We start from the raw sequence: 14265 nt of genomic DNA, 5'->3' as shown, positions 1-14265 counted from the left end.
TTCTAATTAATCAATATATAACATAGCTGTGCGGTTTTCCGATCTGAAATAACGCTTGCCAGAAAAAGCAACAGCTTCTTGCAGTAAATCCTCTTGGCTGTAGCCTTTGAGACGCTTGCGACCATCAGCCAAACTTTCCAAGTCTGTCAAGGCTGTGAGATTTTCTACACTAACAACTTCTTCGTCTCCGGCATCCTTCATGTAAATCTTTCCAGACTCTTCAAAGACGAGCTGATGGGGGAAAATTTGCGCAATCTCAAAAAGCAAGTCATTCGAGATTTCCTCTTCATTTTCAGAGAAAATCCTTCCCAGTCCTTCACTCTCGTAGCAAAATCCAAAAGATTTGCCAGATAAATTAAGACGAATGAAAGGCTTATTTTCAAAGGTGAAACTTGGCTCAGCATTGTAGAGGTTCAATTCCTTGCTTAGTTCTGCAAAATAATCCGTCGCAGCTTGAGGACTCTTTTTCTGGTAGAGTTCTGCAAAGTAAGCATTCACTACACTGGGCGGAGGGGTAATGAGAGCCAACTGCTCTTGTTCTGTTTTGCCAGCTAGAAGTTGATCCAGATAGACCTTATCCAGACTTGTATAGCCCCCATATTTTAGAGCCAAGGTTTTAATATCAGTCATAAAATTCCTCTAACCTCCATTTGTTTTTCTCCGAAATATAGCCTGTAATCACTTCTCCATCATCTTGGTAGTCACGATCTTCAAGAATCGCTACACTTTCCAAATCATGAATCTTGTAGGACTTAGAAAAAGGCACCCGTAGAGTAAAGGATTCAAAAATATCCTTGATTTTCTCTAAAAATAAAGCCTGCAACTGCTCACGACTATCCTCAGACTTGGCAGAAATGAGGGTATACGGCGTTTGAGTAGGCGTGAAATCCTCCACCAAATCCGCTTTATTATAAAGGGTCAAGCGAGGAATATCCTCCATATCCAAGTCTTTCATGATAGACAGAACCGTTTTTTCATGCTCCTCGTGGTAAGGATTGCTGGCATCAATGACATGAACTAGAAGGTCTACATGCTTACTTTCTTCCAAGGTCGACTTAAAACTTGACACCAACTCAGTCGGCAAATCTTGGATAAAGCCAACGGTATCAGTCAAGGTAACCTGTAGATTGCCCCCAAGATGGATGCTCTTCGTCGTCGCATCCAGGGTCGCAAATAATTCATCTGCTTCATACTGAGTCTTGCTGGTCAAGGTGTTCATGATGGTTGATTTCCCAGCATTGGTGTAGCCAATTAAGCCAATCTTAAAGGTACTCGACTCCAGACGTTTTTCTCTGACTGTCGCCCGATTTTTCTCAACCACCTTGAGCTGGCGCTCGATATCTGTAATTTGATTACGAACACTACGACGGTTCAGTTCCAGCTGGCTTTCACCAGGTCCACGGGAACCAATTCCCCCAGCCTGACGACTGAGCATGATTCCTTGACCAACCAAGCGAGGCAAGAGATATTTGAGCTGGGCCAGGTGGACTTGGAGTTTCCCTTCATGGCTTCGAGCCCGCATAGCAAAGATATCCAAAATCAACTGCATACGGTCAATCACCTTGACACCCAGAACTTCTTCTAGATTGACATTTTGCCGTGGAGTCAAGCGATTATTGACGATGACAGTGCTAATTTCTTCCGCATCTACCATGAGTGCAATCTCTTCCAACTTACCAGAGCCAACAAAGGTCTTGGAATCATATTTTTCACGTTTTTGTCTGTAGCTATCGACTACGACTGCCCCAGCTGTCTTAGCCAGACTGGCCAACTCTTCCATGGACAGGTCAAAATTATCCATGCCCTGCAGTTCAACACCAATTAGCAGGACCCGTTCTTCTTTTTTCTCCGTTTCAATCATTTAAAAACTCCTCAATCTGGCTTAGAATACGCTCCTTCACGCCAGACTCTCCTATCTGATAAAAGGTCACCTGCATGCGATTACGGAACCAGGTCAACTGACGCTTGGCAAAACGACGGGTAGCCTGTTTGAGACTCTCACTAGCTTCCTCTAAAGTCTGCTCCCCACGGAAATATGGAAATAGTTCCTTGTAGCCAATTCCTTTGGCTGCCTGCGCATCAGGGTAATGGTCAAAAAGCCACTTGGCCTCATCCAAAAGCCCAGCCTCAAACATCAGATCCACTCGGTGGTTGATACGCTCATAGAGTTGACTGCGTTCATCATCCAAGCAGATAATCAACGGTTGATACAAGGTCTCTTGATTTTCCAAATCCTGAGCAAAATGGGCGATTTCCAAGGCCCGCATAGCACGACGACGGTTAAACTGGGGAATTTCAAGGCCTGCTTGTTCCACAAGATGGGCTAATTCTTCATCTGATAAAGGCTCTAAACTAGCTCGATAGGCTAATATCTCCTCATGAGGTGTCTCTCCACCTAGATGGTAGCCTTCCAGCAAGCTCTGGACATAAAGCCCTGTTCCGCCAGCAATAATGGCTAGCTTGCCACGACTTTGAATATCCTCAATAGCCTTCTTAGCTTCTGAAACAAAATCAAAAGCCGAGTAAGACTCGGTCACCTCTCTGACATCAATCAAATGATGAGGAACAGATGCTTGCTCCTCTGGGCTGGCCTTGGCCGTACCAATATCCAACCCTCTGTATACTTGCTGACTGTCACCGCTGACCACCTCTCCACCAAAGCGCTTGGCTACTTCAATAGCAAGGGCTGTCTTCCCAACAGCAGTCGGTCCAACAATCACAATTATTTTTGTTTTCATCTTTTTTCCTTGAAAAATTCCCATTTTTTCGTTACTATTATTATATCACAAAAAGGTCAGTCAGAAAAATGCTACCTCTTGAGGAGCCTGACTGTTCGGGAAGATAAAGGAGGAAGACTCATGGCTAAAGGATTCGCTAAAGGTCTTGTAACAGGTGTCGCAGGCACTGTCGCTGCCGTTGCAGGTGCAGTATACGCAATTAAAAAGAAAGTGATTGAGCCAGAAGAGCAAAAAGCAGCTTTCATCGAAGAAAACCGCAAAAAAGCAGCTCGCCGCCGCGTATCACATTAAGCAACAAAAGAAGTTGAGCAATCTCAACTTCTTTTTTATTTTCTTAAATAGCTAGATCAAACTTCAGTTGTGGCTTGACTGGATCATAGTCAACCAACTCAAAATCTTCCGCTTTGATATCAAAGAAATTGGTTCTATCAGGAACATTTAAAACCAAGCGTGGTTGGCAGTTTGACGGCTCACGACGGAGCAATTCCTCTGCTTGTTCAAACTGATTATCATAGATATGAAGGTTGTTGATAAAATAGAAAAACTTTCCAACCTTCCATCCAAAATGCTTGGCAATCATCATTTGAAGAGCCACGTACTGCATAGCGTTAATGTGGTGGGCCACCAACATATCGTTAGAACGCTGGGTCAAGGTCGCATCCAGATAGATTTCCCCATCAACGCGACGGACATCAAACATGGTCTGAAAGGCGCATGGAAGGAGGCCGTCTGTCTCCTCAAATGCTTGGTAATCCCAGAGTGAGATGATATTGCGACGATTCCAAGGATTGGCTTCCAACTGCTTGAGTATCTTGTTAATGATATCGTGCTTCTTAACGACCGCACCATAGCGCTCACCGATGGTTCCCGTATCTCCCACTTCCCAGTCATTCCAGTAGTGGACATTGTACTTGTCATTGAGAACTTCTAGGCTATTAGACTGATCCTGGTAAATCCAGAGGACTTCTTTGATGGCGGATTTGATTGCAATGGGACGCAAGGTTGTAATGGGGAATTCCCCCTTGGCCAAGTCATACTCTGCAAAAGCACCAGTCACATACTTAGAGTTAGCAATGGTCCCGTCCTTGTACTTAGGACGTGCTTGTTCAGAAAAGACACCGTCTTTGAGGATTCGTTCAATATTTTCTTTAAAAATTGTATCTGCTTTTGTCATTTACTCTCACCTCATTTATTTCCTAACTAGTATAGCATAAAAAAAGAAAGGAGGAAAATCACTGGCTTTAAAGTAGTGTTTTTCTCCTTTTATAATCCTATTGCAATACAAGTGATGCTGCTCCGATAACTCCAGCGTCATTTCCTAGAGTTGCAAGAGCCAATTTAGTTGATGTGCGTACTTGTGGGAAGGTATTTTCGTCATAAACCTTTTGAACACCTTGTAGAAGGAATTCTCCCGCAGCTGACACACCACCACCGATAACGATAGTTGAAGGGTTGAGGATTGAGCCGATGTTGGCACAAGCGATTCCCAAGTAACGTGAGAAGTTACGGTAAACGATCAAGGCAAGGTCGTCTCCTTCTTTTGCAAGGTCGAAGACAGTTTTAGCAGTTACTTCTTCACCGTCGTCAATCAAGCGTTTCAAGGCTGCATCGCCTTCATATTCATCAGCGTAACGACGAGTCAAGTTGACAATCCCTGTTGCTGAAGCAACTGTCTCAAGACAGCCTTTTTTACCACAGGTACATGCGATTGGTTGGTCAAAGTCAACAGTGATGTGACCTAGCTCACCGGCAGCACCAGCAACACCGTGAAGCAGTTTGCCTTCTGCCACGATACCACCACCAACACCGGTACCAAGTGTCATAAAGACAACGTCTGGTTGGTTTTCACCAGCACCCATCCAGCGCTCACCAAGAGCAGCAACGTTGGCATCATTATCAATGAAGAATGGAATACCCAAGGCTTTTTCAATCTTTTCTTTAATCGGTTGAAGGGTTTTCCAGTTTAGATTGTAGGCACCGATAACAGTCCCTTTCTCACGGTCAACCACACCAGGTGATCCCATTCCAATCCCTCGGAAATCCGTAGCTGACAATCCAAGCAAGTCCAAACGATGCTGAATAGACTCAATCATATCATCTACAATATGGCTTCCTTCGTCCAAAATATTGGTCTTGATAGACCATTTTTCTTGGATTTCTCCCTCTTGAGTTAAAATTGCAAACTTGATAGATGTTCCACCAAGGTCAATCCCAATAATCTTTTGACTCATCGTCTTCTCCTTTTTAATTGAAAATGCTTACAGATATAGTATAACAAAATCGTCTGTTTTGTGCAAAGGTTTGCATTAACTTCCTAGAAATTATTCTGATTTATTGTTTCCAAAGGCCAGAACCATCTACGTAGTATCTGCCACCATCAACTCGCTCATTCTTTGCCATTTTACCATCTGATTTCAAATAGTAATTCCCTTGCCAAGTATTACGAGCGTATGAACCATCTGATTTTAGGTAGTACCATGCTTGATAACTGGTGTCATAAACCCATTCACTTGCTGCCATCTTACCATTCGACTTGAGATAATAGCTTCCTTGCCAAGCGTTGCGGGCGTAAGCTCCGTCCTCTTTTAGATAATACCACGATTGATAATAGGAATCATATAGCCATTCACCTGCTGCCATCTTACCATTTAATTTAAGGTAGTAGCTCCCCTGCCAAGTACTTCTCGCATAATAACCGTCGGATTTTAGATAGTACCAAGATTGATAGCTAGCATCATAAATCCACTCGCTGGCTGCCATCTTGCCATCTGACTTAAGGTAATAGCTACCTTGCCAAGCATTCCTAACTGCATGCCCATTTTCAGCAAAATAATACCAATAACCGTCCTGTTTGACCCATCCGCTAGCTGTGACATTGGATTGCGAACCCGACTGGCGTGGTTTAAAGACTCCCCGAGGTGCATTGGCACGTTCACAAGCTATCCCATCACCATCACGATCTAGTTTAGAAGAGTAACCTGGTTCTCCTCTATGAATATCAGAGTAACCATTTTCCCATGCTTCTCTACAACTAGAAAAATGAATATTTTCCTCTGCAGTAACTGGTTCGGTAAATAGTCCCCAAACTAGAAGGGCAGCAAAAGCCACTTTTAGCAAAACTTTTTTTTCATTATTCTCTCCTTTTTTGATACCGTTTTCGCTTTTATTTTACCAGACTTATTCCAGCAATTCAAGAAAACTTCTAGTCTTTTCTGCAAACTCCTTCGGTTTGTCAGTGTTCAGTGTGTAAGGACCGTCAGGAATAATCTGCAACTTAGAATCTGACATCAATTGATGAAGGCCTCTCATAGAACTGAGATTAGGCTTGTCTTGGCTACCACAAATTAGCAAGGTTGGATAGTAACAATTCTGTGCTACTTGGGTTAAATCAAGTGTTTTCAATTCCTCAGAAACACCAACCATGAGAGCTTTGTCTGCTCCCTGCTTTTCAAAAAAACTTTTTGGAAGTAGTTTAAAAATCATCAACTGGATTCTAAACAAGATATTACCTGCTAGTTTCACTGGACAGCCTGACAAGACTAAACCTTGAAGATTTGGCAAATCGTAACTTGAAAGCTCTAGTGCAAGAGTAGCACCGAGGGATAAACCGATTAAAACAAAAGGTTTCTTCTCCTCTGATAGGTATTTAGCTATCCGTTTTTTGGCTTCCTTATAAGACCCAACCCCCGTAGGAAACAATTCAAGGGCCTCAGAAGGATAATTGGCAAGTAGATCCTGAACTTCCTTCCAGCTTGTGGCCGTCTGACCTAAGCCATGTAAAAATATCAATTTCATTTATTTCTCCTTCAATAACAACTCATACAAGCCTCTGACTGCATTACAGCCATAGACAGCTTCTGCTTGGTTCAAGTCTGCCAAAGTCAGAATTTTCTCTTCTACCTGTCCTTTTCCTAGCAAATGCTGACGATAGATTCCTGACAAGATGCCAAGATTGATAGGCGGTGTGTAGAGCTTCCCGTCAATTTTCAGAACCAAATTCCCGATAGACGTTTCCAAAAGCTCCCCTGCTGCATTATGGTAAATGATTTCCTGTTTACCTAGACTTAAGTGTGGTCTATGAGTTGTTTTAAAGTAGGTAAATGATTGATTCAAATCTGCTTCTTGCAGACAAAGTTTGGCTTTGCAGAAACTTGGACTGAGAGGTGTTAAGATTTGGCGACTGAGTTTCATCTCTCCAGACTTGCTGAGACTAATTCGCAAACGGTAGTCTTGGTGGGAATCACAAGCTTGACACTCTTCCTCTATCTTTTGTCTCAGTTCTTCTGGATCAAAAGGATAGGCAAAATAACGACTCGCCTTTGTCAGTCTTTCCAAATGTTGATCTTCAAACAACAGTTGTTTTTGGCTGATTCTACCAGTTGTAATCAATTGGAAACGAGCTTGTTTACGATAGAGAACAGCCGCCTTTTGATGAACCTCACGGTATTCAGATTCCCAAGTACTATCCCAAGTAATCCCTCCGCCAACTCCATAGATGGCTTGACTCTTGTAGAGTTGAATGGTCCGAATGGCAACATTGAAAATTCGTCGCCCATTTGGAAGTAAGAGACCAATCGTTCCACAGTAAACTCCTCTGGGTTGGGGCTCCAAGTTCTTGATAATTTCCATGGTCGCAATTTTGGGTGCACCCGTTATGGAACCACAAGGAAAAAGCGAACGGAAGATTTCAACAAGGTCCACATCCGGTCGCAACTGGCTCTTGATGGTCGAAGTCATCTGCCAAACGGTCGAATACTGTTCCACTTGGCAAAGACGCTCCACGTGCTCACTGCCAACTTCAGAAATACGGTTCATATCGTTGCGCAAGAGATCCACAATCATCATATTTTCAGAGCGATTTTTAGGATCCTGTTCTAGCCAGCTAGCTTGGGCAAGGTCTTCTTGATCAGTCACTCCCCGCTGGGTTGTTCCCTTCATCGGGCGAGTCGTTAATTCTCGGTCATTTTGCTCAAAAAAGAGCTCTGGACTCATGGAAATCACTGCCATCTCATCATGTTCAACATAGGCATTGTAGCCCGCCTCTTGTTCTACCACCATGCGATTGTAGATAGCAAAAGGATTGGCACTTAAGTCCTGCTTGAGTTGGACAGTGTAATTTACCTGGTAGGTGTCCCCCTGACGCAAATGATGGTGAATTTGGGCAATCGCCTTTTCATAGTCCTCTGCAGATGTTTGTTCCCGCCACTTTGAAGGCAAATCTACTTCCCCATAAGTCAGAGGAATAGGGGATGTTTCCACCCTATCGTGAACGGTAAAGTAAAGCAAATACTCGCCCAGTAGAGGAACCTTGTGAACTGCTAGTTTTTCCTCAAAAGCAGGTGCGGCCTCGTAACTGACATAGCCCACGACATAATAGCCTTGCTCTTGGTAGCTTTCCACTTGTGCCAGCAGGTCCGTCACTTCTGCTAAATCTCTCGTTTTTAACTCTTTGATCGGCTGGGTAAAGATGTATCTCTCGCCCAAAGCTTTAAAATCAATCACTGTTTTTCTATGCATATCTTAAGTATAGCACAAAAAGGCAGATACAGACAAAGCTGATCTACCTTTTTTCATTTTACTAGTCCTATCTACTATTTAGTGAATAAATCTCCAGTAAATCCGTCTGATTTCTGCAAGAGTTGTTTGTAAACTTTCCATTTAAGATTCACTGTATTATCAAATTTATTACCTTGAAGGTCTTTTTCAACTGCAGCATCGAATAGCTCTTGAAGTTTTTCATATGTTGAAATCTTTTGACCATCAATTTCAATTTCTACAAAACCTTTCTCAGCTTTAGCTCTGACTTCTTTATACCATTCTTTCTTCCACTCTTCTAATGTATTAAATCTACCTTTAGAAACTTTTTGGATGATAAAGTTATCACCTAGACCTACGTTACCGGCTGCTTTAGATTCTTGTTTATACTTGTTAGATGCATACCCTAAGAATCCATCAAGGTAACCGTAGTAGCCCCACATACGGAATGTATTGTGTTTGAATGAGATTGAGCCAGCCGTACTCTTACTTGTGTTACCACCGTAAATACCAGTCATCATATTCACAACAGTATAAGCAGAATCGAATCCTTCAGTACGGTAATGACCATTACCTGGTAGCCCGTGTTTAGTAGCGAAGTTGTTATCTACAAGTTGATCAATAGCTGTCAGTTTCATACTCTTCTCATCATCATTTAAATCGCGAACTAAATCCCATTGGTGTGGTGCACCTTCTAACTTATTATAGCTAGCTTTTTCGCGATATTTCTTATCGATTTTCTTGAACCACTTATCGTTAGTTCCAGTATTTTTCTTGATGACAGATTCTGCTTCTAAGTAATCAAGCATCATCATTGATTCGTTATAGTTCTTCATGTAGTGATCAATCTTCTCACGACTACTTAACATATTAGGATCATAGTTATAAATTTGTGTACCGTCATTTTTACGTTCGTACGCCATATTCAATCCAAGTGAACCATATTCACCATTATAGTTTGTAAGAGATGGTGATTGTAGCATACCTTGAGCAAATGATTCAATATCTGTTCCTTCACGATGACGCCATGTTCCTAAATAGGCCATACGGTCATTGATATGAGTTGTTTCGTGAGTGAATGCAGATGTACCATAATCACTAATCATACTAGAAATGATGTAGTATACAGCTTCTGAGTTTTGTGGATTAGAGAAGATATAAGCATACGCACCCATACCGTTATATCCGTGCCATTTACCTGTAGGTCCATAGAACTCACGAACTGGAGCATAGTCACCATTCTTATTATGACCCATTCGGTCAGCCCATCCATTACCTGGAACATCTTGGTTATCCCAAATTGCTGATGGAACCATATTTTCAGATTTCAACAATTGATTACGTACATTATCAGCAGCAAGTCTTGACCAGAAGTCTAAGTAATTAATTTGCTCTTGTGCACGTAAATCGATTTCTTTCTTAAACGCTTCACGTTCAGATTCTGTATTCTTACCATATTTCTCAAATGCACTAAACGCTAGCGTATTGTACGTTGAAATTAAGAACATGTGAGCCTTCTTAGTATTCAGAAGTGGTAAAATGTATCGACCATGCTCGCCGTTATTTAAGTTTTCATATAAGTGATATTTCTTATTAGCAAAATCAGGGTTAGATGATTGTTTCTCAACTACATAGTTAGTATGAGAAATAGCTTTCTTATACCATACATTCATATCAGTATCTTCTGTAAAGAGTTTCATGTTATATGTTAAGAAGTCATTTAAATTACCTTTACCTGTTGCTCCCGCAATCACATCACGATAAGCAGCTTGAGTTCGGTCTCCTTTCAAGAAATGTTCACGTGAACCAATTTGAATCAATCTATCGATAACGCTAACGTTCTTACCATAAAAATCAGGCTTGAACATCATAAGGTCTTTAATGCTCATATCATTGTATTTAAATCCATAATAACGATTTAAATAAGTAAGAGCCATCATAATTTTAGCTTTGTTGTCTTCTACTTTTTTAAGAAGAGCTTTCATGGCAGCTTCATCACTATTCAATTGATGGTCTTCGTTTTCGGCTAAAGCTTTGACTAATTTATCCAAATTAGCTTTAGTTTCTTCAAAGCTTTCTTCAAGGAATAGATTTTTAATATAACCATCTTTACGACCATCAGTATTTTCTTCAGCTTTACCACGTTTGTCCATTAACGCACGCACTTCAGGTGAAATCAATTCAACACCTGCTAATTTTGCTTTAATATCGTTGATTAATTGTGTTCTATCTTTAACAACCATATTCGGTGTATAAACGACGTCACCAAGACCTTCGATACTATATTCACGAACTTGTTGGACTTGAGAATCAGCTTTACGTGTGACAACTTTTTCTTCCTTAGTACCATCAGCATAATGAATCATAATATGATCAACATCTGACAAGTCAGTTACAAATTGCCCATCTTTCATACCTGTCACAGATAATACTTCTGTAGTTAATAATTTAGATCCTTCAGGAGTCTTATTACCTTGATTCACAATCCACTCTTTATTGTAGAACGGTTGAAGTTTTTCAACATTTCGGTAAGCAAGTTCACGTTCTGCATTATAATCTTGAGTAGTTTTGTACGTGTCTTCTTTATACGCTACGTGATTTAATTTATCAGTCAAATATGGTGTGATTTCATATTTATCGGCTGTGATATTGAACGAAGCAATCCGTTTATCCGCTTCTGCTTGGTCGACACCCTTAATCTGTTTTGAACGGTTATAAGAAACGTTACCTGATGCAACATCGTTCACATACACATTGTTCTTGAAGTAATCAAATCCGAAGTATGGGTCACCTGAGTCAACTGACCCTGAACCATACATCATTTCACCATTTGTCACTTTCATCATGCTGACGTTATTTTCAACCCAACCCCAGTCATAGTTTTCGTGAATTAAACCACCGCTTTGATTGTTGGTTTTGAGTGTCAATGTCCCTTTGACCACAGATTTAGTTAAACGACCTTTTTGTTTAACATCATTTGGATTTCCACCATGGTTGACTTTGGCAATCAATCCACCAAATTTAGCATTATTGGCTTTAATGTCAGCTTCAACATAAGAACTATCTACATTGCTTCTCCAGCTTTCACTTACAAGCCCACCAGACCACCAACCTTTGTTACCCACGCTTTCGATTTTACCGATAAAGGCTACATTACGCATATTGGATTCATCTAGTTTGTTGACCATACCTGTAACGTCGTTATTACCAACCACATTACCCGTAACCTTAATATTCTCAATCGTTGAGTTCTTAAACATATCTCCAAGTGGAGCTGTTTTATCAGCCCACGGCATATTGATATTCACATTACCAAAGTTGATGTCATGAATATGAGCATTTTCAACACGGTTGAACAATGGTCGAGCTAGATTGTGAATGGTATAACGTTTATCACCTTCACTATACAACTTACCTTTAAAAATGTTCGTCACGTATTGTTTATTCGGAGTCGGAACATTTGCTGCATTAAGATCCGCACCAAGTTTAAACTCACCCGTTGGGTTAGCTTGCATATCTTTTACAAGCTCATTGAAGTTGTAATATACATTACCTTCTTTTAATTTTTGTTTTTCAAAGTAATGAACATACTCTTCACTGAAAGTATCATCTGCTCTACGTTGAACTAAGTTTGGAGCTTTTGCTACCACTTTGTACAATGTTTTTCCATCGACAACCACTTCTTCAACAGAACTTACCGTAAGTCTTGTTGTCTTATTATCATGAGTTGTTACTCGTAAGTAAAGTGGAGCAATGTCTGTCGGTTTTTCAGTAAGTAAGCTCTTATCTGTTTCAACACCAGCATCATCCACACTCATCAAGCTTGTTTCTTTGATGTTTTTGATTTCAACTTTTTTAAGGTCAAGTCTTAGCGGTTCTTCTTTCAGAACCTCTTCCTCATCACCCTCACCACGGTCATAAACCATCTTCGTTTCAAGTTTATAATCCTTGTAGTACTGTAAATCTGTCAGGGTAGTTGTCAAGTCGTCTGGTGAAACATTCAAGGTTTTGACAATCTCATCACCTTTTTTCAGAGTTAAGGTAATAGATTTAATGGCTGCCTTACTTGGATTTTCTAGACTATACTTAACATCTGAAGTACGCTTCAAATCCTTAGGCTCAACTGCTGTGATGGTCAATACTGGTTTTTCAAAGGTCTTGGTACCACGTTTCAAAATTTTGTCTTGAGGTGCCTCAAGGATTTCCTCTGTAACTTTTGGAGCGTCCTCTGTTTTAACTCCCTTAATGGTATTAAAGGTCTTGGTGATTTTTTTCTGGCCTTCTTTCCCTTCTTGAGCTACAACTTCTAAGCCTTTTTTCAGTTGGTCATCTTCTTTAACAACTTCCTTAAATGGAATCTTTTCAAGACTTTCTTCTACAAGAGTTCCTTCAATTGGTTTTGTCCCACGACTTACCTGTTGGTTTACAGGCTCCTTGGTAACTTCTGTGCTAGTTGAAAGAACTTGGTCAGTTTTAACACCTTCTACTGTTTTATAAGTTGTTTTAGTAACTTGACTACCTTTTTCACCATTTCTTACGACAGTTTCTTCGTCCGTATACTTGGTTGGATCCTCAGTCGTTTCAGTTTTGTAGTCTAGGTCTGTAGTCGATGTTTCAACAAGGGTTCCCTCAGTTACTTTGTACTCAGGTAACTGTTCTTGTACAAGAGCTTGACCTTCTTTACCTTCCTCTTGTGTACCTTTTACTTCTACTGGAGCATCTGGTAATACAGGTTGAGTTAAAGCTTGACCTTCTTTGCCAGATTCTTGAGTTCCTTTGGCATCTATCGTAGCTTCTGGTAAGGATGGTTGCGTTAAGGATTGACCTTCTTTACCTGCCTCTTGAGTTCCTTTAGACTCTACTGTAACCTCTGGTAATTCGGGTTGCGTTAAAGATTGACCTTCTTTGCCTTCTTCTTGCGTACCTTTAGCTACTTGGCGAGTTGGTTCAGCTTGTGGTACTGGAGTTGGAGCAGGTTGCACCTCTTTCTTAGTTCCGACTGCAATGACTTGCGACACAGGATTTTGGAATACTTGGTCTTCGATGACTTCTCTAACTTCTTGACCATTGACCATCGAAACTTTGGTTACAAGACGACGCTGACCATTTACTCCGGCTGTGACGATACGAGTCTGTCCTTCTGCTAGATTCGCATCTGGGCTTGTGACCGTTTCAAAAGGAATCTCAACCAAGCTCTCTTCCTGTCTAATCTGGGGATTCTCAGAAACTGGTGTTTCTTCAACAGCAGGAGCAACCGAAGTTTGTGCCACAGGTTTTTCAACGACAGTTTCTGGCGCAACAGTCGGTGTTTCTTGAACTACTTCTGTTTTCTCGATTTCATTTGCACTTTGCTTTTCTACTGGCAACTGAGGCTTCTCAGCTGAAGCTGGTCTTGATGGGTGGAGTTCTGCTTCCTTGAAGTAACCAATGTATTCATAGCCATCAATATGGATAATCCCTTCAGACAAACCTTCATGTGTAGATGCAGAAATAGTTTGGTTATAAGAAAGTAACTCTTTATTTTCAAATGCAAATGTCCCATAAGGTACAAAAGTGCTAGCTCCCAAAGAACCAATCAAGAGAACACCTAGGACCTCTTTGCGACCTTTTTTGGATACCAAAAAGACTGCTAGTGAGGCTGTTGCCAAGCCAAGACCAGCCAAGGCTAGTTCTTTACTTCCTGTGTAAGGAAGTTGTTGACTGTTAGTTGCTTTCTTGCGATAAACTACATAGAGAATATCTTCATCTTGAAATTCTGTTGGAACCTCATGGTGAATCAAGGCTTTTTCAGACTCAGTCAATTCCTGCTCCGCCAGATAACGGTAATGAACGCTATGAGCTCCGCCAACTTCATTGGCTTGCACCTTATCTACTGAAAAGGTACTAGCACCAAAAAGGAAGGCCCCGATGGCTACAGGACCTACCCCAACAGTTAGCTTACGAATCGAATATTTGGTGATTTTTTCTAGTTGTTGTTTTGTTTTTCTCATTC

Annotated in this window: 10 protein-coding genes; 1 reads left to right on the top strand and 9 read right to left on the bottom strand. The window is 41.1% G+C overall.

Annotation, left to right across the window (positions count from 1 at the left end):
• Nucleotides 1-6: 6 nt before the first annotated feature.
• The 3 genes from HMPREF1518_RS04940 to miaA are packed head-to-tail and all read right to left on the bottom strand — an operon-like array spanning nucleotide 7 to nucleotide 2738.
• Nucleotides 7-630 (bottom strand): cystathionine beta-lyase, encoded by a 624-nt coding sequence (locus HMPREF1518_RS04940; protein WP_033584545.1) that lies wholly within the window; start codon nucleotides 628-630, stop codon nucleotides 7-9.
• Nucleotides 623-1861 (bottom strand): GTPase HflX, encoded by a 1239-nt coding sequence (gene hflX / locus HMPREF1518_RS04935; protein ID WP_033584543.1) that lies wholly within the window; start codon nucleotides 1859-1861, stop codon nucleotides 623-625. Before hflX ends, HMPREF1518_RS04940 begins: the two co-directional genes overlap by 8 nt.
• The gene (gene miaA, locus HMPREF1518_RS04930) at nucleotides 1854-2738 is read right to left on the bottom strand and encodes a tRNA (adenosine(37)-N6)-dimethylallyltransferase MiaA (protein WP_033584541.1); all 885 of its coding nucleotides are present in this window, start codon (nucleotides 2736-2738) and stop codon (nucleotides 1854-1856) included. The genes hflX and miaA overlap by 8 nt, the downstream gene beginning before the upstream one ends.
• Nucleotides 2739-2858: 120 nt before the next feature.
• Between miaA and HMPREF1518_RS04925 the strand changes: the two genes are divergently transcribed.
• Complete coding sequence (locus HMPREF1518_RS04925; RefSeq protein WP_001051782.1) at nucleotides 2859-3029, top strand: DUF3042 family protein; 171 nt, start codon at nucleotides 2859-2861, stop codon at nucleotides 3027-3029.
• 43 nt (nucleotides 3030-3072) lie between these two features.
• On the opposite strand, the gene HMPREF1518_RS04920 is transcribed toward HMPREF1518_RS04925, so the two are convergent.
• From HMPREF1518_RS04920 to HMPREF1518_RS04895, 6 genes are all read right to left on the bottom strand, one after another.
• Nucleotides 3073-3912: a thymidylate synthase gene (locus HMPREF1518_RS04920; RefSeq protein WP_033584539.1), complete on the bottom strand. Its 840-nt coding sequence runs from the start codon at nucleotides 3910-3912 to the stop codon at nucleotides 3073-3075.
• A gap of 97 nt (nucleotides 3913-4009) precedes the next feature.
• A complete protein-coding gene (locus tag HMPREF1518_RS04915; protein ID WP_000078551.1) occupies nucleotides 4010-4969 on the bottom strand; it encodes an ROK family glucokinase in 960 nt (319 codons plus the stop codon).
• Between the two features lie 100 nt (nucleotides 4970-5069).
• A complete protein-coding gene (locus HMPREF1518_RS04910) occupies nucleotides 5070-5855 on the bottom strand; it encodes an excalibur calcium-binding domain-containing protein (RefSeq protein WP_081730811.1) in 786 nt (261 codons plus the stop codon).
• Nucleotides 5856-5915: 60 nt separating this feature from the next.
• The gene (locus HMPREF1518_RS04905) at nucleotides 5916-6533 is read right to left on the bottom strand and encodes an alpha/beta fold hydrolase (RefSeq protein ID WP_033584537.1); all 618 of its coding nucleotides are present in this window, start codon (nucleotides 6531-6533) and stop codon (nucleotides 5916-5918) included.
• A complete protein-coding gene (gene pabB / locus HMPREF1518_RS04900) occupies nucleotides 6534-8255 on the bottom strand; it encodes an aminodeoxychorismate synthase component I (RefSeq protein ID WP_033584535.1) in 1722 nt (573 codons plus the stop codon).
• A gap of 74 nt (nucleotides 8256-8329) precedes the next feature.
• On the bottom strand, nucleotides 8330-14263 hold the full coding sequence (locus HMPREF1518_RS04895) for a ZmpA/ZmpB/ZmpC family metallo-endopeptidase (RefSeq protein ID WP_033584533.1): 5934 nt from the start codon (nucleotides 14261-14263) through the stop codon (nucleotides 8330-8332).
• Nucleotides 14264-14265 lie beyond the last annotated feature (2 nt).

Source organism: Streptococcus sp. SR1 (assembly GCF_000526075.1).
Classification (GTDB): Bacteria; Bacillota; Bacilli; order Lactobacillales; family Streptococcaceae; genus Streptococcus; species Streptococcus halitosis.
This window is presented reverse-complemented; position numbering and strand designations above follow the sequence as displayed.

Coding starts and splice junctions, on each gene's coding strand:
- HMPREF1518_RS04940 (WP_033584545.1), bottom strand. CDS start 630: ATGACTGATATTAAAACCTTGGCTCTAAAATATGGGGGCTATACAAGT.
- hflX (WP_033584543.1), bottom strand. CDS start 1,861: ATGATTGAAACGGAGAAAAAAGAAGAACGGGTCCTGCTAATTGGTGTT.
- miaA (WP_033584541.1), bottom strand. CDS start 2,738: ATGAAAACAAAAATAATTGTGATTGTTGGACCGACTGCTGTTGGGAAG.
- HMPREF1518_RS04925 (WP_001051782.1), top strand. CDS start 2,859: ATGGCTAAAGGATTCGCTAAAGGTCTTGTAACAGGTGTCGCAGGCACT.
- HMPREF1518_RS04920 (WP_033584539.1), bottom strand. CDS start 3,912: ATGACAAAAGCAGATACAATTTTTAAAGAAAATATTGAACGAATCCTC.
- HMPREF1518_RS04915 (WP_000078551.1), bottom strand. CDS start 4,969: ATGAGTCAAAAGATTATTGGGATTGACCTTGGTGGAACATCTATCAAG.
- HMPREF1518_RS04905 (WP_033584537.1), bottom strand. CDS start 6,533: ATGAAATTGATATTTTTACATGGCTTAGGTCAGACGGCCACAAGCTGG.
- pabB (WP_033584535.1), bottom strand. CDS start 8,255: ATGCATAGAAAAACAGTGATTGATTTTAAAGCTTTGGGCGAGAGATAC.
- HMPREF1518_RS04895 (WP_033584533.1), bottom strand. CDS start 14,263: ATGAGAAAAACAAAACAACAACTAGAAAAAATCACCAAATATTCGATT.